At 70.9% G+C, this 20,288-nt stretch carries 16 protein-coding genes; 8 read left to right on the top strand and 8 right to left on the bottom strand.

Features of this window, described 5'->3' with window-relative positions; translation table 11 throughout:
* Positions 1 to 234: 234 nt before the first annotated feature.
* Positions 235 to 552, top strand: a complete 318-nt coding sequence (locus IH48_RS0122630) for a ferredoxin (RefSeq protein ID WP_030907604.1) — start codon at positions 235 to 237, stop codon at positions 550 to 552.
* Between the two features lie 41 nt (positions 553 to 593).
* On the opposite strand, the gene IH48_RS0122635 is transcribed toward IH48_RS0122630, so the two are convergent.
* The 3 genes from IH48_RS0122635 to IH48_RS0122645 all read right to left on the bottom strand — a co-directional run bounded on the left by IH48_RS0122635 (position 594) and on the right by IH48_RS0122645 (position 3,541).
* Positions 594 to 1,184 (bottom strand): hypothetical protein, encoded by a 591-nt coding sequence (locus IH48_RS0122635; protein WP_030907607.1) that lies wholly within the window; start codon positions 1,182 to 1,184, stop codon positions 594 to 596.
* Between the two features lie 162 nt (positions 1,185 to 1,346).
* Positions 1,347 to 2,240: a tRNA (adenine-N1)-methyltransferase gene (locus IH48_RS0122640; RefSeq protein WP_030907610.1), complete on the bottom strand. Its 894-nt coding sequence runs from the start codon at positions 2,238 to 2,240 to the stop codon at positions 1,347 to 1,349.
* Positions 2,241 to 2,296: 56 nt separating this feature from the next.
* Positions 2,297 to 3,541, bottom strand: coding sequence for a site-2 protease family protein (locus tag IH48_RS0122645; protein WP_030907614.1), 1,245 nt, complete (start codon positions 3,539 to 3,541; stop codon positions 2,297 to 2,299).
* A gap of 109 nt (positions 3,542 to 3,650) precedes the next feature.
* Between IH48_RS0122645 and IH48_RS0122650 the strand changes: the two genes are divergently transcribed.
* Both IH48_RS0122650 and IH48_RS0122655 read left to right on the top strand, forming a co-directional pair.
* Positions 3,651 to 4,502 carry a RecB family exonuclease gene (locus IH48_RS0122650; protein ID WP_420705525.1) on the top strand — a complete coding sequence of 284 codons (852 nt, stop codon included), beginning with the start codon at positions 3,651 to 3,653 and terminating at the stop codon, positions 4,500 to 4,502.
* A gap of 77 nt (positions 4,503 to 4,579) precedes the next feature.
* Positions 4,580 to 5,194: a response regulator transcription factor gene (locus IH48_RS0122655; RefSeq protein ID WP_051840412.1), complete on the top strand. Its 615-nt coding sequence runs from the start codon at positions 4,580 to 4,582 to the stop codon at positions 5,192 to 5,194.
* A gap of 95 nt (positions 5,195 to 5,289) precedes the next feature.
* On the opposite strand, the gene IH48_RS0122660 is transcribed toward IH48_RS0122655, so the two are convergent.
* The 3 genes from IH48_RS0122660 to metH form a co-directional block, all read right to left on the bottom strand.
* Positions 5,290 to 6,891 (bottom strand): ABC transporter substrate-binding protein, encoded by a 1,602-nt coding sequence (locus tag IH48_RS0122660; protein WP_030907623.1) that lies wholly within the window; start codon positions 6,889 to 6,891, stop codon positions 5,290 to 5,292.
* A 385-nt stretch (positions 6,892 to 7,276) separates the two neighbouring features.
* Positions 7,277 to 7,978, bottom strand: coding sequence for an HAD family hydrolase (locus IH48_RS0122665; RefSeq protein WP_030907625.1), 702 nt, complete (start codon positions 7,976 to 7,978; stop codon positions 7,277 to 7,279).
* Positions 7,979 to 8,131: 153 nt separating this feature from the next.
* Positions 8,132 to 11,647, bottom strand: coding sequence for a methionine synthase (gene metH, locus IH48_RS0122670; protein WP_030907628.1), 3,516 nt, complete (start codon positions 11,645 to 11,647; stop codon positions 8,132 to 8,134).
* Positions 11,648 to 11,846: 199 nt separating this feature from the next.
* Here metH and IH48_RS0122675 point away from each other — a divergent pair, with 199 nt between their 5' ends.
* The 5 genes from IH48_RS0122675 (at position 11,847) to IH48_RS0122695 (ending at position 17,729) form a co-directional block, all read left to right on the top strand.
* A complete protein-coding gene (locus IH48_RS0122675) occupies positions 11,847 to 12,644 on the top strand; it encodes an IclR family transcriptional regulator (RefSeq protein WP_030907631.1) in 798 nt (265 codons plus the stop codon).
* Between the two features lie 222 nt (positions 12,645 to 12,866).
* On the top strand, positions 12,867 to 13,658 hold the full coding sequence (locus IH48_RS0122680) for an MIP/aquaporin family protein (protein WP_030907634.1): 792 nt from the start codon (positions 12,867 to 12,869) through the stop codon (positions 13,656 to 13,658).
* Between the two features lie 63 nt (positions 13,659 to 13,721).
* On the top strand, positions 13,722 to 15,266 hold the full coding sequence (gene glpK / locus IH48_RS0122685) for a glycerol kinase GlpK (protein ID WP_030907638.1): 1,545 nt from the start codon (positions 13,722 to 13,724) through the stop codon (positions 15,264 to 15,266).
* Positions 15,267 to 15,356: 90 nt separating this feature from the next.
* Positions 15,357 to 16,970 (top strand): glycerol-3-phosphate dehydrogenase/oxidase, encoded by a 1,614-nt coding sequence (locus IH48_RS0122690; protein ID WP_030907641.1) that lies wholly within the window; start codon positions 15,357 to 15,359, stop codon positions 16,968 to 16,970.
* 87 nt (positions 16,971 to 17,057) lie between these two features.
* On the top strand, positions 17,058 to 17,729 hold the full coding sequence (locus IH48_RS0122695; RefSeq protein ID WP_030907644.1) for a FadR/GntR family transcriptional regulator: 672 nt from the start codon (positions 17,058 to 17,060) through the stop codon (positions 17,727 to 17,729).
* A 5-nt stretch (positions 17,730 to 17,734) separates the two neighbouring features.
* Here IH48_RS0122695 and IH48_RS0122700 read toward each other — a convergent pair whose 3' ends face one another.
* Together IH48_RS0122700 and IH48_RS0122705 are read right to left on the bottom strand one after the other, a co-directional pair.
* Positions 17,735 to 18,760 carry an ABC transporter permease gene (locus IH48_RS0122700; protein ID WP_030907647.1) on the bottom strand — a complete coding sequence of 342 codons (1,026 nt, stop codon included), beginning with the start codon at positions 18,758 to 18,760 and terminating at the stop codon, positions 17,735 to 17,737.
* Positions 18,757 to 20,286 (bottom strand): sugar ABC transporter ATP-binding protein, encoded by a 1,530-nt coding sequence (locus IH48_RS0122705; protein ID WP_030907650.1) that lies wholly within the window; start codon positions 20,284 to 20,286, stop codon positions 18,757 to 18,759. The genes IH48_RS0122700 and IH48_RS0122705 overlap by 4 nt, the downstream gene beginning before the upstream one ends.
* Positions 20,287 to 20,288: the final 2 nt, after the last annotated feature.

The following is a 20,288-nucleotide window of genomic DNA, read 5'->3' on the forward strand; positions in this document are numbered from 1 at the left end:
CTTCCTGACCCTACCTGGGTGGGTGATGATTGAAACCCCTAGATCACAAAGACTGAAGGGCTCTGTCCGATCTTCACCCTTGCGCTCTCCCTCACGCCAGGCAAATACCCACCCTGCGACGTCGGAAAGCGGCCGGTTGTATCGTCGAAGTGTTCAACACCCGCCATGACTGGCGCGACTTGTTCCACCAGGGTCGCACGGCGGCACGGCGAGACGCAGGAAACGGCAGGAGAGATGAGCGTGCAGCAGGATGCCCCGACCGACGACCTGGCGACCCAGGGGCCGCTGGAGGTCTGGATCGATCAGGATCTGTGCACGGGCGACGGCATCTGCGCGCAGTACGCGCGCGAGGTCTTCGAGCTCGACATCGACGGCCTGGCCTACGTGAAGAGCGCGGACGACGAGCTGCTGCAGGAGCCGGGTGCGGCCACGCGCGTGCCGCTGCCGCTGCTGCGCGAGGTGGTGGACTCGGCGAAGGAGTGCCCGGGCGAGTGCATCCACGTGCGCCGCGTGGCGGACGGCGTGGAGGTCTGCGGGCCCGACGCGTCCTGAGGGCCGCGCCTGCTCGGGGCGCGGGTTCCGGGTGCGCCGGCTCAGACGCTCTTGCCGCTGCTCTGTTCGCTGCGGACGAACACCTTGTTGCGCCAGACCCACGAAACCCTGTCCTGGACGTCGGGGCAGCACCTCGGCACGTTCTGGTCCGAGTAGCCGAGCAGGGTCGCGAGCACCGCGCCGTTCTTTATCGTGAACTGCTTGCCGACGGTCTCGCCCGCGTCCGCGCTCAGGAGCGTCGCCACCACGCGCGGGGCGCCCGCCCGGGTCCGGGTCAGGACGTAGATCGCGCTCGGTGGAGTCCCGGACGCCGAGTCGCACCGTACGGCGGCCACGGTCTCGCGCACGCCGTCGCCGTCGAGGTCGCCGCTCGCCTTGGCCGTGACCACCGTGCCCACGGGGCCGCAGTCCAGCGGGAAGCGGACGGCCGACGGGTCGGGGGGCGGCAGCCTGCGCGCGTGCGAGGGCGCAGCCCGGCTGATCGGCGGCCCCTGGCCCTGTGAGCCCGATGCGTCACCCGGCTGGACAAGACCCGCGAGTGCGAGCACACCGGCCATCGCGGTCGCCGTGGCGAGCCAGTGCAGGGGGGTGGGCCTGGTGTGCGCGAGATCCGGGAGCTCGGCGGGGTGCACGCCTAGTGTCTCCTGTTGCGGGGGGGTGCTGGAGAAGCCGACTGCGGGCGGGAGACAGCATCGTGCCACACGTCACACGGCGGCGGAACAGCGGGGTCGGGCCCCGGGGAGAACGGTGGGCGGCCGGCCGCGGTACGCGGCGGCGGCAGGCCGCCCCGAGGGTCAGCGCGAGCCGCTGCCCGGCCCCTCGTAGTCCTCGCCGTACGCGCCCTTCGCGGGGCGGCGGCGGCGCAGCGGCGGCTCCACGCCGTCGGCGAGGCGGCGTGCGGTGACGAGGAAGCCGGTGTGGCCGATCATGCGGTGGTCGGGCCGCACGGCCAGGCCCTCGACGTGCCAGTTGCGGATCATGGACTCCCAGGCGGCCGGCTCGTTGAACGTGCCGGACTCCCGGATGGTCTCCACGGTGCGGGCGAGCTGCGTGGTGGTGGCGACGTACGCGATGAGGATGCCGCCGGGCACCAGGGCCTTGGAGACGGCGTCGACGCACTCCCAGGGGGCGAGCATGTCGAGGATGACGCGGTCGACGTCGGTGTCGGACAGGTTGTCCTGGAGGTCGCCGACCGTCAGCTGCCACGCGGGGTGCGGGCCGCCGAAGTAGCGCTCGACATTGCCGCGCGCGATGTCCGCGAAGTCCTGCCTGCGCTCGTAGGAGTGCAGCATGCCCTCGTCGCCGATGACCCGCAGCAGGAAGCTGGAGAGGGAGCCCGACCCCACGCCCGCCTCGACGACGCGCGCGCCGGGGAAGATGTCGCCGAAGGCGAGGATCTGGCCCGCGTCCTTCGGGTAGACCACGGCGGCGCCGCGGGGCATGGACAGGACGTAGTCGGGGAGCAGGGGGCGCAGCGCGAGGTAGGCGACGTTTCCCGTGGTACGGACAACACTGCCCTCGGGAGCACCGATCAGCTCGTCGTGCGGGAAGGAACCCTTGTGGGTGTGGAAGTTCTTCCCGGCTTCGAGCGTGAACGTGTAGTGGCGTCCCTTGGGGTCGGTGAGCTGGACCTGGTCCCCGACCTTGAAGGGCCCGCGTCGGCGGGCGGCACCGGTCGGTTCGGACATGTGCTCAGCCTATCGGGTTCCGGCGGGGCCCCTGCCCGCCCGGCGGGGGTCCGGGGTCACTGGGGCCTGCCCATGGCGGCGACGAAGGCGCGCTCGACGTCGGCCGTGGACAGCACGCCGTAGATCGAGCCGGTCTCCTCGACGACGAGGTACTCGGTGGCCGGGGTGGCCTTGAGGCGGTCGAGCAGCACCTCACCCGCGAGCTCGGCGGGCACGGTCATGCCGTCGGAGAGGTCCTGGGTGAGGGTGCTGACGGCGACCCAGGGGCGCCGGTGCTGGGGCACGCCGACGATCGACGCCTCGCGGACGATGCCCGTGGGCGCGCCCTGGCCGTCCACGACGACGAGGGCGCGCGCGCCCGCCTCGTTGGCCCTGCGCAGCGCCTCGGAGAGCGGGGTGTGGGACTCGACGGGCACGGCGCGCCTGGTCAGCGTGCGGGCCTTGAGGCGCGGCAGGTGCTCGCGCAGCCGCGCCATGCGCAGGCTGTTGCCGGCGCCGGTCCAGATGATGGCGGCCAGCACCGCCGCGATGAGGGCGTCGGTCACGGTCTCGACGCCGCTCAGCCCGCCGCCGTTCAGCCCGCCGCGGCCGAGCAGGGGCAGGCCGATCAGCACGACGAGGACGACCACGGCCAGCAGCCTGCCGACCCACACGGCCGCGATGGTGCCGCTCATGGGCTTGCCGGTGATCTTCCACACGACGGCGCGCAGCATGCGGCCCCCGTCGAGCGGCAGCCCCGGCAGGAAGTTGAAGACCGCGACGAGCAGGTTCGAGACCATCAGGCCCGCGAGCAGTACGCCGGGCACGGAGCCCGCGTCGACCGTGTACATCGCACCGTAGAAGATCGCGGACAGCACCAGAGAGAGCAGCGGTCCGACGAAGGCGAGGACGAACTCGCGCCCCGGTGTCTCCGACTCCTTCTCGATCTCGGAGACGCCGCCGAAGAACTGGAGCTGGATGCGGCGCACCGGGAGCTTGAAGCGGAGGGCCGCGACGGTGTGGGCCAGCTCGTGCACCAGCACGGAGGCGTAGAAGGCGACCGCGAAGAACAGGGCGACCAGGTAGCGTGCGCCCCCGATGCCCGGCAGCACGCGGTCGAGCTGGCCGCCGAAGATCCAGGTGATCAGCGCGGCGACCACGAACCAGCTGGGGCCGACGTAGACGGGCACGCCGAAGGGGCGGCCCATCAGGATGCCGCCGCCGGGGCCCTGGGGCCGCGTGGGCTTCACGCCGGGGCCGGGGCGGCCGCCGGCGCCCTGCTCCCCGGTCCTGCCGCGCTCGCCCGGCTCGTCGTCTTTCACGGGTTCCTTCCGTCGTCGGCCGTCCCGCCTGCTTGATCATGCAGTGCGAGTGGCCCTGTAGTCGATGGTATGCGGATCGCTGTCGGTGGCGGGTCGTAGGGTCAGCGCCATGAGTACGAGCGTGCCCCCCACCTCCCTGTCGCCTTCGCGGGCCAACGACTTCATGCAGTGCCCCCTGCTCTACCGCTTCCGGGTGATCGACAAACTGCCGGAGAAGCCGAGCGAGGCGGCCACCCGCGGCACGCTCGTCCACGCCGTGCTCGAGCGCCTCTTCGACGATCCCGCGACGGAGCGCACCGCGACGCGCGCGAAGGCGATGGTGCCGCACCAGTGGGACAGGCTGCTCGGGTCGCGCCCGGAGCTGGCCGGGCTGTTCGCGGACGACGAGGGGGGCGAGCGGCTGGCGCGCTGGCTGGGCGAGGCCGAGTCGCTGGTCGAGCGGTGGTTCGGTCTTGAGGACCCGACGCGCCTCGAACCGGCGGAGCGTGAGCTGTTCGTGGAGACGGAGCTGGACTCGGGTCTGCGGCTGCGCGGGGTGATCGACCGGGTGGACGTGGCGCCGTCGGGCGAGGTGCGCATCGTCGACTACAAGACGGGCAAGGCGCCCCGTCCCGAGTACGCGCAGAGCGCGCACTTCCAGATGGCCTTCTACGCGCTCGTGGTGTGGCGGCTCAAGGGCGTGGTGCCGCGGCGCCTGCAGCTGGTCTACCTCGGCAGCGGTGACGTCATCACGTACGACCCGGTACTCGCGGACGTCCAGCGGGTCGAGCGGAAGCTGCACGCGCTGTGGGACGCGATCCGGCAGGCGACGGAGACAGGCGTGTTCCCGCCGCGTCCGACGAAGCTGTGCGGATGGTGCGACCACCAGGCGTTCTGCCCCGAATTCGGGGGCACTCCCCCGGTGTATCCGCCGGCGGCGCCGCGGGAGGACGGGCAGGGCAGAATGAACGTGGTCCATTGAGAGGGGTTCCCGTGGCTGTCGGCACCGTCCGAGTCCTGCTGGTCGACGACCAGCCGCTGTTGCGCACCGGTTTCCGGATGATCCTGGAGGCCGAGCAGGACGTCGCGGTGGTCGGGGAGGCCGGGGACGGCCTCCAGGCCATCGAGCAGGTACGTGCGCTGCAGCCCGATGTGGTGCTGATGGACATCCGCATGCCGCGGATGGACGGCGTGGAGGCCACCCGCCAGATCACCGGGCCCGGACGCGACGGCCCCGCCAAGGTGCTGGTGCTGACGACGTTCGACCTCGACGAGTACGTGGTGGAGGCGCTGCGCGCGGGGGCCAGCGGGTTCCTGCTGAAGGACGCCCCCGCGAACGAGCTGGTGCAGGCGATCCGCGTGGTGGCCGCGGGCGAGGCGATGCTGGCGCCCAGCATCACGCGCCGCCTGCTGGACAAGTACGCCGACCACCTGCCGTCGGGCGAGGAGCCGGTGCCCGACACGCTGAACACGCTGACCGAGCGCGAGGTCGAGGTGCTGAAGCTGGTGGCGCGCGGCCTGTCGAACGCGGAGATCGCGGCGGACCTGTTCGTCAGCGAGACGACCGTCAAGACGCACGTGGGGCACGTGCTGACGAAGCTGAGCCTGCGCGACCGGGTCCAGGCGGCGGTGTACGCGTACGAGAGCGGTCTCGTGCGGCCCGGCGCCCAGTAGGAGCGCGCCCGCGACCGCGACCGCGGGAGCAAGCGGGAGCCCCGGACCGGCGGTGCGCGGTCCGGGGCTCCGGTGCGTTCAGGGCTGCCGGGCCGTCACTGGCCCGCGGTGCCCTTGCCGAGCTCCCACAGGTGGTACGCCTCCGAGGAGTCGACCGCCCACTCGACGCCGGTGATGTCGTCGCGGGCCGCCACGTACTCCTTGCCCTGCCAGAGCGGGAGGATCGGCACGTCCTGGGCCACGATGTCCTGGATCTGGCCGAACGTGGTCGACGCGGCGCCGCGGTCGGTCTCGCGCCGCGACTGCGGGATCAGCTGGCCCCGGATCTTCGGGTTGTCGTAGGGCAGCCCGAGGAAGTTGCCCTTGTCGAGGAACGGCGCCACGAAGCTGTCCGGGTCCGGGAAGTCGGGGAACCAGCCCATGCCGTACGCCGAGTACTTGCCGTTGATCTCCGCGTCCCTGAAGTCCTTCCACGGCGTGCCCTTGACGGTCACGTCGAAGAGCTTGCTGTCGTTGAGCTGGCTCTTGAGGACCTGGAACTCCTTGGCGGTGGCGGAGCCGTAGTGGTCCGTCGTGTAGTGCAGCGTCAGCTTGATCGGCGTGTGGATGCCGGCCTTCTGCAGCGTCTTGGCCGCCTTGGGGACCGAGGGCTGCGCGCCGTACTCGTTGAAGAAGGAGTTGGTGTGGCCCGTGATGCCGGACGGGATCAGCGAGTAGAGCGGCTCGGCGGTGGTCCCGTAGGCCTTGGCCACGAGCGCCTGACGGTCGATCACGTACGCCATGGCCTGGCGCACGGCCTTGTTCTTGACGACGGGAGCGTTGGTGTCGAAGCCGAGGTAGCGGATCTCGAGGCCGGGCATCTCGGTGAGGTTGATGTCCTTGCGCGGGTTGTCGGTCATCGACTTGATCTGCTCGGGCGACATCGAACGGAGCATCACGTCGATCTTGCCCTTGTCGAGCGCCGTGCCCATGGCGTCGGCGTCGGGGAAGGCCCGCATCTCGACCTTGTCGTTGAGGACCTTCAAGTCGCCCTTGTACGTCGGGTTCTTGGTGAAGGTCGCCTTGACGAGCGTGCCGTTCTTGACGTCCGCCTTGAAGGTGTAGGGCCCCGACCCGTCGATCTTGAAGCCGTCGCGCAGCTTCTTCGCCGAGTACAGCTTCGGGTCCACGATGCCCGCTGCCGGCGTGGCGAGCTTGTAGGGGAACGTGGCGTCGGGCGTCTTGAGGTGGAAGTCGATCGTGGCGCCGCTCGTGTCGATCCGGTCGACGTTGGTGAACAGGGCGAACGCGCTGTTCTTGTCGTGGATGGCGACGATCCGCTGGATGGAGTACTTGACGTCGTCCGCGGTGAGGGGGTCGCCGTTGGAGAACTTCAGTCCGGAACGCAGCTTGCAGCTGTAGTCGTTCTCCCCGTGGAACGCGCACTGACTGGCCGCCTCCGGCACCGGCTCGCCGCCGCCGCGCGGAATGTGCATGAGCGTCTGCAGGGTCTGCCGAAGGACGTTCCAGCTGCCCGTGTCGTAGGCGAAGGCCGGGTCGAAGGGCGCCGGACCGGACTTCGTCGCGACGAATTGGTCGGTGGTGCCCACGACTATCGCCTGACCACCGTCGGAGCCGCTGCCCGAGCCGCCGCAGCCGGCCATGACGGGTGCCAACAGGCCAAGGGCTGCCGACAGCACCAGAGTCTTGCGGTTCATCGTGGACTAACTCCTCGTGGGGGAACGCCTGGACGCATCGGCCCGGATGACGCGTGCGGCGCGGGTTGCCTCAGCACGTACTCGCCAGACATTAGTAGCCGTGCGACGGGCCCAGGAACTGACCTCCACGGGCGGGTTGTCACTCAGTTATCGCCCTTAACGGCCTGTGGACATAGGGGCGTCGGCATGTTTCGTACAGTGCTTCACCAACCGGGACACAAGGGCACGCGCGGCAACCGCAGGAGGGCCGGCGAGCGCCCCTTCGGCGCCTTGCGACGTGACGAACGTCACTCACCGTCACCCTTGGTCCGAGACCTGACACGGAGTGTGCGCCTCGCGGACCGAGGCCGTTCACCGCACGGGCTCCGGCCGGGCCGCGGGGCCGTCAGCGGCCGGGCGCGGGCAGGGAGCGCAGGAAGGCGAGGTCGACGTCCTCCAGCGAGGCCACGATGTGCCGGCCCTCCGCCGGGGCGATGGGGGCGACCGACGGCACGGCGACGACGCGGCAGCCCGCCGCCTCCGCGGACGCCACGCCCGTCGCGGTGTCCTCGACGACGGCGCACCGCCCGGGCTCGGCGCCGAGGCCGCGCGCGGCGACCAGGTAGGGGTCGGGGTGCGGCTTGGTGCGGGCCACCTCGTCGCCCGCGACCGTGAGCGCGAAGTTCTCCGCGCCCAGGGAGCGCAGCACCTGGTCGATGATGCGCCGGTGGGAGGCGGAGACCAGCGCGGTGGGCACCCGGTGCGCTCGAAGCTCGGCGAGCAGCCGGGCGGCGCCCGGCATCAGCGGCACGCCCTGGGCGATGCGGTTCTCGAACGTCTCGTTGAACAGCAGCACGATCTCGTCGAGGGTCACGTCGGCCCCGGTGGCCTCGATCAGATAGCCGGCGCTGCGGGCCATCGGGCCGCCGACGACGATGTCCCGCCAGCCCTCGTCGAGTGAGTGCCCGAGGTTCTTGAAGACCTCGATCTCGGTGTCCCACCAGATCCCCTCGCTGTCCACCAGCGTGCCGTCCATGTCGAGCAGCACGGCCTGCAGGGCGGAGCCTTCGGCCGTTCGGGGCAAGGACACGGGGATCGTACTGGTCATCCGGCACACCTCCATGAGGGACGAGAAGGCCGGCCGCGTGCACCTCCGAGGGTTCCCCGGGAGCGCGGCGGCCGGCCTGCGCTGGACTGATCAGTGTACGTCCCGGCGGCGTACGGTGCTCGACGCGCGTGCGCCGCCGGGGTGATCGGGCCGTTACCGTGCGTTGAAGTACTTGGCCTCCGGGTGGTGGATGACGATCGCGTCGGTGGACTGCTCGGGGTGGAGCTGGAATCCCTCGGAGAGGTGCACACCGATCCGCTCGGGCTGGAGCAGCTCGGCGATCTTCGCCCGGTCCTCCAGGTCGGGGCATGCCCCGTAGCCCAGCGAGAAGCGGGCGCCGCGGTACTTGAGGGCGAACATGTCCTCCACGTCGGAGGGGTCCTCGCCCGAGAAGCCGAGTTCGGAGCGCACCCGCGCGTGCCAGTACTCGGCGAGCGCCTCCGCGAGCTGGACGGACAGGCCGTGCAGCTCCAGGTAGTCGCGGTAGGCGTTGGCCGCGAACAGTTCGGCGGTGCGCTCGCCGATCTTCGACCCGATGGTGACGACCTGGAGGCCCACCACGTCCGTCTCGCCCGACTCCTCCGGACGGAAGAAGTCCGCGAGGCACAGGTGGCGGCCGCGGCGCTGGCGCGGGAACGTGAAGCGGGTGCGCTCCGACCCGTCGTCGTTGAGCAGGATGAGGTCGTCGCCCTTGGAGACGCAGGGGAAGTAGCCGTGGACGACGGCGGCTTCCAGCAGGTTCTCCGTGTGCATGCGGTCGAGCCAGCCGCGCAGGTTCGGGCGGCCCTCGGTCTCGACGAGCTCCTGGTACGAGGGGCCGCCGCCGCTGCGGGACTCCTTGAGCCCCCACTGGCCCTTGAACAGTGCACCCTCGTCCAGCCAGGACGCGTACTCCTTGAGCTGGATCCCCTTGACGACGCGCGTGCCCCAGAACGGCGGCGTGGGCACCGGGTTGTCGACCGCCACGTCGGAGCGCGAGACCTTCTCCTCCGGCTGGTCTAGCACGGCCGCGGTAGCCGTGGACTTGACCCTGCGCTGCTTGAGTTCGGGCAGGACGGCGCCGGGCACGCCGCGCTTGACGGCGATGAGGGCGTCCATCAGCCGCAGTCCCTCGAAGGCGTCGCGCGCGTAGCGGACCTCGCCCTCGTAGATCTCGTGCAGGTCCTGCTCGACGTAGGCGCGCGTGAGGGCGGCGCCGCCGAGGATGACGGGGTAGTCGGCGGCCAGCCGGCGCTGGTTCAGCTCCTCCAGGTTCTCCTTCATGATCACCGTGGACTTGACGAGGAGCCCCGACATGCCGATGACGTCGGCCTTGTGCTCGGTCGCCGCCTCGAGGATCGCGGAGACCGGCTGCTTGATGCCGAGGTTGACGACGTCGTAGCCGTTGTTGGACAGGATGATGTCCACGAGGTTCTTGCCGATGTCGTGGACGTCGCCGCGCACGGTCGCCAGGACGATCGTGCCCTTGCCGCCGCCGTCCTCGGACTTCTCCATGTGCGGTTCGAGGTACGCGACGGCGGTCTTCATCACCTCGGCCGACTGGAGGACGAACGGCAGTTGCATCTGGCCGGAGCCGAACAGCTCACCGACGACCTTCATCCCGTTCAGGAGCGTCTCGTTGACGATGTCGAGGGCGGAGCGCTCCTGGAGCGCCTCTTCGAGGTCGGCTTCGAGGCCGTTCTTCTCGCCGTCGATGATGCGGTGTTCGAGGCGCTCGCCCAGCGGCAGGGCGAGCAGTTCCTCCGTCTTGCCCGCGCGCAGGGACTTGGCGGTGGCGCCCTCGAACAGCGCCATCAGCTTCTGCAGCGGGTCGTAGCCCTCGGCGCGCCGGTCGTGGATCAGGTCGAGGGCGGTCTGCACCTGCTCCTCGTCGAGGCGCGCGATGGGCAGGATCTTCGCGGCGTGCACGATCGCGGAGTCGAGTCCGGCCTTGACGCACTCGTCGAGGAAGACCGAGTTCAGCACGATGCGGGCGGCCGGGTTCAGGCCGAAGGAGATGTTGGAGAGGCCGAGCGTGGTCTGCACGTCGGGGTGGCGCCGCTTGAGCTCGCGGATCGCCTCGATGGTGGCGAGGCCGTCGCCGCGCGACTCCTCCTGGCCGGTGCAGATGGTGAAGGTGAGGCAGTCGATGAGGATGTCCGACTCGTTGATGCCCCAGTTGCCGGTCAGGTCGTCGATGAGCCGCTCCGCGATGGCCACCTTGTGCTCGGCGGTGCGGGCCTGGCCCTCCTCGTCGATGGTGAGCGCGATGAGCGCGGCGCCGTGCTCCTTGGCGAGCGCGGTGACGCGGGCGAAGCGTGACTCGGGTCCCACTCCGTCCTCGTAGTTGACGGAGTTGATGACGGCGCGCCCGCCGAGCTTCTCCAGGCCGGCGCGGAGCACGTCGATCTCGGTGGAGTCCAGCACGATCGGCAGGGTCGAGGCGGTGGCGAAGCGGCCGGCGAGCTCCGCCATGTCGGCGGCGCCGTCGCGGCCCACGTAGTCGACGCACAGGTCGAGCATGTGCGCGCCCTCGCGGATCTGGTCGCGCGCCACCTCCACGCAGTCGTCCCAGCGCCCTTCGAGCATGGCCTCGCGGAACTTCTTCGAGCCGTTGGCGTTGGTGCGCTCGCCGATCGCGAGGTACGCGGTGTCCTGCCTGAAGGGCACGGCCTGGTACAGGGAGGCGGCGCCGGGCTCGGGGCGCGGCTCGCGCTCGGTGCGCTCGCCGCCGCGTACCCGCTCGACGACCTGGCGCAGGTGCTCGGGGGTGGTGCCGCAGCAGCCGCCGACGAGGGAGAGGCCGTACTCGGCGACGAAGGTCTCCTGCGCGTCGGCCAGCTCGCCCGGCTGGAGCGGGTAGTGCGCGCCGTCCTTGCCGAGCACCGGCAGGCCCGCGTTCGGCATGCAGGACAGCGGGATGCGCGAGTGGCGTGCGAGGTAGCGCAGGTGCTCGCTCATCTCGGCGGGCCCTGTGGCGCAGTTGAGCCCGATCATGTCGATGCCCAGCGGTTCGAGCGCGGTGAGTGCGGCGCCGATCTCGGAGCCGAGCAGCATGGTGCCGGTCGTCTCGACGGTGACGGAGCAGATGACGGGCAGGTCGGCGCCGGTGGCTTCGAGGGCGCGCCGGGCGCCGAGCACGGCTGCCTTGGTCTGGAGGAGGTCCTGCGTGGTCTCCACGAGCAGCGCGTCGGCGCCGCCCGCGATCATGCCCTCCGCGTTCTGCTGGTAGGCGTCGCGGATCGTCGTGTAGGCGACGTGGCCGAGGGTGGGCAGCTTGGTGCCCGGGCCCATGGAGCCGAGCACCCAGCGCTGCTGCCCGGTGGAGGCGGTGAACTCGTCGGCGACCTCACGGGCGATGCGCACGCCGGCCTCGGACAGCTCGTGCACGCGGTCGGCGATGTCGTACTCGCCGAGGGCGGCGTAGTTGGCGCCGAAGGTGTTGGTCTCGACGCAGTCGACTCCGACCGCGAAGTACTCCTGGTGCACGGACCTGACGATGTCGGGGCGCGTGACGTTGAGGATCTCGTTGCACCCTTCGAGGTCCTGGAAGTCCGCGAGGGTGGGGTCCTGGGCCTGGAGCATGGTCCCCATGGCTCCGTCCCCCACCACCACCCGGGTGGCGAAGGCTTCGCGGAGCGCCGCGACGCGCGTCCTGCTGTCGGTGGAAGGGGTCGGCGACGAGGCCATGGATTCACTCCCGTAGATGCGACGGCTGTCGGCTTTGCCCCCGAGCGGTACGCGGGGCACCCGGCCAGCGTAGCCGGGGACGCGCGATGGCGGGCGGGGCGTCCACGGCGTGGGCGCGGCGGCAGGCGGAGGCCCAGGCGACGAAGTCGGCATGGACCGATAGTGTTCAGCATTGTCGAATAAGGAACGGGGTCCGCAGATGGCGAAGAACATCCAGTCGCTCGAGCGGGCCGCGGCGATGCTGCGGCTGCTGGCGGGCGGGGAGCGCAGGCTCGGCCTGTCCGACATCGCATCCTCGCTGGGGCTCGCGAAGGGGACGGCGCACGGCATCCTGCGCACGCTGCAGGCGGAGGGGTTCGTCGAGCAGGACGCGCTGTCGGGCCGCTATCAGCTGGGCGCCGAGCTGCTGCGCCTCGGCAACAGCTATCTGGACGTGCACGAGCTGCGCGCGCGTGCCCTGGTGTGGACGGACGATCTGGCGCGATCCAGCGGCGAGAGCGTCCATCTGGGTGTACTGCACCAGGGTGGTGTTCTGGTCGTGCACCACGTCTTCCGGCCGGACGACAGCCGCCAGGTCCTGGAGGTGGGTGCCATGCAGCCGCTGTACTCCACGGCGCTCGGGAAGGTGCTCTGCGCCTTCGACCCGGTGGCCCACAGCGACGCGCTGGAGGCGGAGCGGCGTCCGCTGACGCCGCGCACCGTCACCCTGCCCGAGCGGTTCGAGGCGGAGCTGTCGGCCGTGCGGGACAAGGGCTGGGCCTCGGACATCGAGGAGACGTGGCAGGGTGTGGCGGCCGTGGCCGCGCCTATCCGGGACCGGCACGGCATGGCGGTCGGCGCCATCGCGGCGACCGGCGCGACGGAGCGGATCTGCGACGCGCAGGGCGGCGCGGAGCGCGGCGACGGCGGCCCCGGCCGGATCCGCACGGACCTCGTGGCTGCGGTGCGCGACTGCGCCCGTGCGGTGTCGCGCGACATCGGCAACGGGCGGTTTTGATCCGCATAGCGGATCATCGGAAGAGCGTGAGGTTCCGGCCACGGAACCCTTGACGACTATTGCTGACCGGACGAGACTGCCGTATATCGGTCGACATTGTCGAACACCGTCTCCATCGGAGCCCGTGACGGTGCGGCATGGCGACCGGCAGCAAGTGCCCTGCATGAGGGCGCGGACCGCCGGAGATCCGGAGATCCGCCTTTCAGGACAAAGGAGTCTCGGGTGTCCAATCTCGACATATTCGTGGGCGAGACCAGCGGTACCGCCATGCTGATCCTGCTCGGCGGCGGCGTCGTGGCCGGCGTCGTGCTCAAGCGGTCGAAGGCGTTCAACGCGGGCTGGGTAGCCATCGCCCTCGGCTGGGGCTTCGCCGTCATGGTCGGCGCCTACCTCTCCGCACCGAAGTCCGCCGCGTCGCTGAATCCGGCGGTGACGCTGGGCCTGGCCATCCAGGGCGGGATCAAGTGGAGCGACGTGCCGCTCTACATCGGTTCCGAGATCCTGGGAGCGATGATCGGCGCCTTCCTGGTCTGGGTGGCCTACCTGGGGCAGTTCTCCACGTTCCTCACCGATCCCCAGGTGCTCGCGCAGCAGCCGGCCGAGGAGGGGCTCGTCGACCAGAAGAGCGCGCCGAGCGCCGGCCCGGTGCTCGGCGTCTTCTCCACGGGCCCCGAGGTCCGCAACTACTGGCAGAACCTGCTGACCGAGATCATCGCCACGTTCGTGCTGGTCATCGCCATCCTCACGCAAGGCCTCAACCAGAACGGCGACGGTCTCGGCCCGATCGGCATCCTGATCACGTCCTTCGTCGTGGTGGCGATCGGCCTCTCGCTCGGCGGGCCGACCGGTTACGCCATCAACCCGGCCCGCGACCTCGGCCCCCGCATCGTGCACGCCCTCCTGCCGCTGCCGAACAAGGGCGGCTCGGACTGGAGCTACGCGTGGGTACCCGTACTCGGCCCCTTGGCAGGTGCGGCGCTCGCAGGCGGTTTCTACCAGCTCGCCTTCGCGTGAGCCGCATCGTCCCCCATCCCCCGACCCCACTTCACCTTCTCCGACGAAGCAGGAGCTGACACCGTGAGTGACAACACAGGGACTTCCTCCCACGGCACGGGCCCGTTCATCGCGGCCATCGACCAGGGCACGACGTCGAGTCGCTGCATCGTCTTCGACCGGGACGGCCGCATCGTGGCCGTGGACCAGAAGGAGCACGAGCAGATCTTCCCCAAGCCGGGCTGGGTGGAGCACAACGCGGCCGAGATCTGGACCAACGTCCAGGAGGTCGTGGCGGGCGCCATCGAGAAGGCCGGCATCACGCGGGACGACGTCAAGGCGATCGGCATCACCAACCAGCGCGAGACGACGCTGCTGTGGGACAAGAACACCGGCGAGCCGGTGCACAACGCCATCGTCTGGCAGGACACCCGCACCGACGCGCTCACCCGCGAGCTGGGCCGCAACGTGGGCGCCGACCGCTGGCGCCGGGAGACCGGCCTGCCGCTGTCCACCTACTTCGCCGGCCCCAAGGCGCGCTGGCTGCTGGACAACGTGGAGGGGCTGCGCGAGCGCGCCGAGCGCGGCGACATCCTCTTCGGCACGATGGACACCTGGACCATCTGGAACCTGACCGGCGGCACGAACGGCGGCGCGCACGTCACCGACGTCACCAACGCCTCCCGCACGATGCTCATGAACCTGCACACCATGGAGTGGGACGAGCGGATCTGCGAGTCCATGGGCGTGCCGTCCGTGATGCTCCCGGAGATCAGGTCGTCGGCCGAGGTGTACGGGACCGCGAAGGGCGGCGCCCTGGACGGCGTACCCGTCGCGTCGGCGCTCGGCGACCAGCAGGCGGCGCTGTTCGGCCAGTGCTGCTTCACCGAGGGCGACGCCAAGTCGACCTACGGCACCGGCACGTTCATGCTGATGAACACCGCGGGCAAGCCGGTCAACTCCTACAACGGCCTGCTCACCACGGTCGGCTACCGCATCGGCGACGAGCCGGTGGTGTACGCGCTGGAGGGCTCCATCGCCGTCACCGGCGCGCTGGTGCAGTGGATGCGCGACCAGATGGGCCTGATCAAGACGGCCCCGGAGATCGAGACGCTGGCCTCGTCGGTCGAGGACAACGGCGGCGCCTACTTCGTGCCCGCGTTCTCCGGCCTGTTCGCGCCGCACTGGGCGCCGGACGCCCGCGGCGTGATCGCCGGGCTCACCGGCTACGTCACGAAGGCGCACATCGCCAGGGCCGTCCTGGAGGCCACCGCCTGGCAGACGCGCGAGATCAGCGACGCCATGACCAAGGACTCGGGTGTCGAGCTGACCACGCTGAAGGTCGACGGCGGCATGACGGCCAACAACCTGCTGATGCAGACGCTCGCGGACGTGCTGGACTCGCCCGTCGTGCGGCCGCTGGTCGCCGAGACCACCGCGCTCGGCGCCGCCTACGCGGCCGGTCTCGCGGTCGGCTTCTGGCCGGACACCGAGGCGTTGCGCGCCAACTGGCGCAGGGCCGCGGAGTGGACACCGCAGATGGAGTCCGGCATCCGCGACCGCGAGTACAAGAACTGGCTCAAGGCCGTCGAGCGGACCAAGGGCTGGCTCGACGAGGACGGCAGCTGACCCGGCGGCCGCGACACCCGGCCGCCGGCACCCCGGCGGCCGACTGAGCAACGAAGCCACAGCCGGTAGGCGGCTGATGAGGAGTACGCCATGAACACCACCCTGAGCAGCGCCCCGGCACTCGGGACGCACCTGGCCATCGGGTCCCTGCCGACCCGGGCCGAGATCCGTGACCAGATGGACCGCGCGTCCTACGACCTGCTGGTGATCGGCGGCGGCATCCTGGGCATCTCCACCGCCTGGCACGCCTCGCAGTCGGGGCTCAGGGTGGCGCTGGTGGACAGCGGCGACTTCGCCGGGGCCACGTCGTCGGCGTCCTCCAAGCTGCTGCACGGCGGGCTGCGCTACCTGCAGACCGGCGCGGTGAAGCTGGTGGCGGAGAACCACTTCGAGCGCCGCGCCGTGGCGCAGCAGGTGGCGCCGCACCTGGCCAACCCGCTCACGTTCTACCTGCCCGTCTACCGTGGCGGCCCGCACGGCGCGGCCAAGCTGGGCGCCGGCGTCTTCGCCTACTCGGCGCTGTCCGCGTTCGGCGACGGCGTCGGCCACGTCATCAGCCCGGAGAAGGCCAGGCGTGCGGTTCCCGAGCTGCGCACGGAGGACCTGCGGGCCGTCGCCGTCTACGGGGACGACCAGATGAACGACGCGCGGATGGCGCTCATGACCGTGCGCGCCGCCGTCGACTCCGGGGCGGTCGTACTCAACCACGCGGAGGTCACCGGGCTCAGGTTCACCGGAGGCCGCGTGACCGGCGCCGACCTCAAGGACCGCACGGACGGCAGCGAGTTCGGCGTGAACGCGCGGCTGGTACTCAACGCGACCGGGCCCTGGGTCGACCACCTCAGGAAGATGGAGGACGCGGGCTCGGCGCCGTCGATCCGGCTGTCCAAGGGCGCGCACCTCGTGATGCGCAGGTCCGCGCCGTGGAACGCGGCGCTCGCCACGCCCATCGACAAGTACCGCATCACGTTCGCCCTGCCGTGGGAGGACATGCTCGTGCTCGGCACCACGGACGAGGAGTACGAGGGCGACCCGGCCGACGTGTCCGTCACCGAGAAGGACATCCGGCAGATCCTCGACGAGGCGTCGCTGTCCGTGCGGGACCAGCAGCTCTCCCGCGACCTGATCGCGTACTCGTACGCGGGCCTTCGGGTGCTGCCCGGCGGCCCCGGCGGCACGTCCACCGCCAAGCGGGAGACGGTCGTGACCGAGGGAACGGGCGGCATGCTCTCGGTCGCGGGCGGCAAGTGGACCACGTTCCGGCACATCGGCCGCACCGTTCTCAAGAAGCTGGAGACGCTGCCGGGACACCCGCTCGGTTCTGACGTCCAGCCCGTCTCGCAGCTGCCCAAGAAGATGCCGCTGCCCGGCATCGCCAACCCGCAGGCCGTGGCGCACCGGCTGCTGATCGACGAGGGCGTGGCCCAGGGCAGGATCGCGCGCGACACGGCCAGGCACCTGGCGACCCACTACGGCACGCTCGCGTTCGACATCGCGCGCCTGGCGTACGAGAGCCCGGAGCTCGGCGAGCGCATCCACCCGGACGCCCCGGAGATCTGGGCCCAGGTGGTCTACGCGCGCGACCACGAGTGGGCGCAGACCGCCGAGGACGTGCTGCGCCGCCGCACCACGCTGACCATCAGGGGCCTCGACACGGACGACATCAGGGCGAAGGTGGAGGCGACGCTCGCCCGCCGGGGCTGACGACCTGGTGCGACACCGCGTATCCGCCCCCGCCGGGCAGGCCCGGCGCATAATGGGGCGGATACGTCGGATGTCTGGAGGTCGCGCGTGGCTGTCACCGACGAGGCGATAGAGAAGATCAAGGAAATGATCGTCTCCGGTGCGCTGCGCCCGGGTGACCGCCTGCCGAAGGAGAGCGAACTGGCGGCCGGGCTCGGCCTGTCGAGGAACTCCCTGCGGGAGGCGGTGCGCGCGCTCGCCCTGATGCGCATCCTCGACGTGCGGCAGGGCGACGGCACGTACGTCACCAGCCTGGACCCCCAGCTCCTGCTCGAGGCCCTCAGCTTCGTGGTGGACTTCCACCGCGACGACACGGTCCTGGAGTTCCTGGCGGTGCGCCGCATCCTGGAGCCGGCCGCCACGGCGATGGCGAGCGCGCGGATCACCGAGCAGGAGCTCGCGGTGCTCGACCGCGGGCTCGGCGCGCTGGGCGCCGAGCCTTCGGTCGAGGAACTGGTCGCCTCCGACCTGGACTTCCATCGCGGCATCGTGCAGGCGTCCGGCAACTCCGTGCTCCACTCGCTCCTCGACGGCCTCTCGGGCCCGACGACCCGGGCGCGGATATGGCGCGGCCTGACCCAGCAGGACGCCGTCAGCCGCACCCTGCACGAGCACCGGGCGATCCTCGCCGCGCTGCGCGACCGGGACGCGGAGGCGGCCAGGTCGTGGGCGACGGTGCACATCGCGAGCGTGGAGATGTGGCTGCGCTCGACGCTGTGACGCGCTCAGTCCTGCTTCTCGCCGCTCGCGAAGCGCGAGACGATCAGCGCGACGATGATGATCGCGCCGTTGAGGAACTGGTCCCACTCCGGCGGGACACCGGCGAGCGTCATCACGTTCACCACGAGCTGGAGCGTCAGCACACCCGTCAGCGCCCCGAAGACGGTGCCCCGCCCGCCCTTGAGGCTCACGCCGCCGATGACCGCCGCCGCGAACACGTTGAAGATCCAGCCGTTGCCCTGGTCGGCCGCGACCGAACCGTAGTGGCCCGTGTAGAGGATCCCCGCGAACGCCGCGAGCAGGCTCGCCACGCCGAGCACGATCCAGGTGACTCGGTCGACCCTGATGCCGGCCGCACGCGCGGCCTCCGGGTTGCCGCCGATCGCGTACAGGGAGCGCCCGTGCCGGAACCAGGCCAGCACCACACCGCCGGCGGCGAACAGCACCAGGCACAGCCACACGGCGGCCGGCAGGCCGATCCACTCCGTCCTGCCCAGGTAGCGGAAGGACTCGGGCACGTCGGAGATCGACTTGCCGCCCGTGATGCCGATCTGCAGGCCGCGCAGCATGGTGAGCATGCCGAGTGTGGCGATGAACCCGTTGACGCGCAGCCTGAGGATCAGGAACGCGTTGAACGCGCCGATCGCCAGGCCCACCAGCAGGTCGAACGGTATCGCCGTCCAGGTCGGCAGCCCCAGGCCGGTGAACCTGCCGCCGTGCGCGGGCAGCACCAGCCACATGGCGACCGCGGGCGCCACGCCGATCGTCGACTCCAGTGACAGGTCCATCCGCCCGGCGATCAGGACCAGCGCCTCGCCGAGCACCAGCAGGCTCAGCTCGGAGGCCGACTGGAGCACACCGGTGAGGTTGTCGGCGGTCAGGAACGCCGGGGAGACGATGAACCCGATCACCATCAGCACGGCGATCACGGGCAGCAGCGAGAAGTCGCTCCACCTGATGAGCCGCAACCTGCCCCGCGGGCCCAGGCGCTCCGTACGGTCCGCCATCGGCGGACGCATGGTCTCGGTCATCGGCTCTCCCCCACACCTTCCATGGCGGCCACCAGTTCCCTGTCGCTCCACCCGCTCCCGAACGCGGCCACCACACGCCCGTGGAACAGGGCGAGCACGCGGTCGCACACGCGCAGGTCGTCCAGCTCGTCCGAGACGATCACCGCCGCCCTGCCCTCGTCCGCCACCCGGCGCACCACGCCGAGCAGCGAGTCCTTGGACCTGACGTCCACGCCCGCCGTGGGCCGCACGGCGACGAGCACGTCGGGGTCGCGCGCCAGGGCACGCGCCACCACGACCTTCTGCTGGTTGCCGCCGGACAGCCCGGTCACCGGCTGCCCAGGACCTGTCGTCTTGATGTCGAGCGCCTCGATCATCGACCGCGCGAACGCCCGTGTACGGGAGGGCAGTACGGTCCCCCAGGGGCCGAGCCGGCCGGCGACGGTGAGCGTGGCGTTCTCCGCGACGCTGCGGGTCTCGACCAGCCCCTGGCGGTGCCGGTCCTCAGGGATGTAGCCGATGCCCGCCTCCAGCGCGTCGGGCACGCTGCCCGGCCTGACCGTCCGGCCGCGCACCACGACGCTGCCCGACGTGGCCGACCGCATCCCGACCAGGATCTCGCCGAGCGCGGTGGTGCCGCTCGCGGCGGCCCCCGCCACGCCGAGCACCTCGCCGGGCACGACCTCCAGGTCAAGCGGTTCGAACGCCCCGTCGAGCGAGAGCCGCTCGGTGCGCAGGACGGGTCCGGAGCGCGCGGCGGCCGCGTTCCGGCCGGCGTGCCAGGTCGTCGCCGTCTTCGCGGCGTCGCCGGTCATCGCCGCCACCAGGTCGTCCTTGGACAGGTCGGCCACGTCCGCGCTGAGCACGTGCTTCGCGTCGCGGTAGACGGTGACGGCGGAGCAGAGCTCGTACACCTCCTGCAGATGGTGCGAGATGAACAGGAACGCGACGCCCTGCTCGCGCAGTTCGCGCACCTTGCCGAACAGCCTCTGGATGCCTCGCGCGTCGAGCTGCGCGGTCGGCTCGTCCAGGACGATCAGTCGGGCGCCGAACGAAAGCGCCCGCGCGATCTCGACGAACTGCCGCTGCTCGACCGTCAGTTCCCTGGCCCGCACGGTGGGGTCGACGTCCACGCCGTACCCGGCGAGCAGCTCGGCGGCTCTCCCGCGAAGGGCGCGCCAGCCGATGAGACGGCCCGAACCGGCGCCCGATCCGCCGAAGTTGTTGAGGAAGAGGTTCTCCGCGACGGTCAGGTCGGGGACCACCATGGACCTCTGGTAGACGCAGGCGACCTTCGACTGCCAGGCCGCCGTGTCCCCGTAGGCGGGGGCGGGCTCACCGCCGAAGGCCACGCGGCCCTCGTCCGGCCTGTGCAGGCCTGTGACCACACTGACCAGGGTGGACTTGCCCGCTCCGTTGCGCCCGACGAGTGCGTGCGACTCGCCCGGGCGCACCGTGAGCCGTACCCCGTCGAGCGCCACGGTCGAGCCGAAGCGCTTGACGATGCCTTCCGCGTGCACCGCGGCGGGTGCTGCTCCGGTTTCCACGG

This window comes from Streptomyces sp. NRRL F-5126, from assembly GCF_000721265.1.
Lineage (GTDB): Bacteria > Actinomycetota > Actinomycetes > Streptomycetales > Streptomycetaceae > Streptomyces.

Coding starts and splice junctions, on each gene's coding strand:
- IH48_RS0122630 (WP_030907604.1), top strand. CDS start 235: ATGAGCGTGCAGCAGGATGCCCCGACCGACGACCTGGCGACCCAGGGG.
- IH48_RS0122640 (WP_030907610.1), bottom strand. CDS start 2,240: ATGTCCGAACCGACCGGTGCCGCCCGCCGACGCGGGCCCTTCAAGGTC.
- IH48_RS0122650 (WP_420705525.1), top strand. CDS start 3,651: ATGAGTACGAGCGTGCCCCCCACCTCCCTGTCGCCTTCGCGGGCCAAC.
- IH48_RS0122655 (WP_051840412.1), top strand. CDS start 4,580: ATGATCCTGGAGGCCGAGCAGGACGTCGCGGTGGTCGGGGAGGCCGGG.
- IH48_RS0122660 (WP_030907623.1), bottom strand. CDS start 6,891: ATGAACCGCAAGACTCTGGTGCTGTCGGCAGCCCTTGGCCTGTTGGCA.
- IH48_RS0122665 (WP_030907625.1), bottom strand. CDS start 7,978: ATGACCAGTACGATCCCCGTGTCCTTGCCCCGAACGGCCGAAGGCTCC.
- metH (WP_030907628.1), bottom strand. CDS start 11,647: ATGGCCTCGTCGCCGACCCCTTCCACCGACAGCAGGACGCGCGTCGCG.
- IH48_RS0122675 (WP_030907631.1), top strand. CDS start 11,847: ATGGCGAAGAACATCCAGTCGCTCGAGCGGGCCGCGGCGATGCTGCGG.
- IH48_RS0122690 (WP_030907641.1), top strand. CDS start 15,357: ATGAACACCACCCTGAGCAGCGCCCCGGCACTCGGGACGCACCTGGCC.
- IH48_RS0122700 (WP_030907647.1), bottom strand. CDS start 18,760: ATGACCGAGACCATGCGTCCGCCGATGGCGGACCGTACGGAGCGCCTG.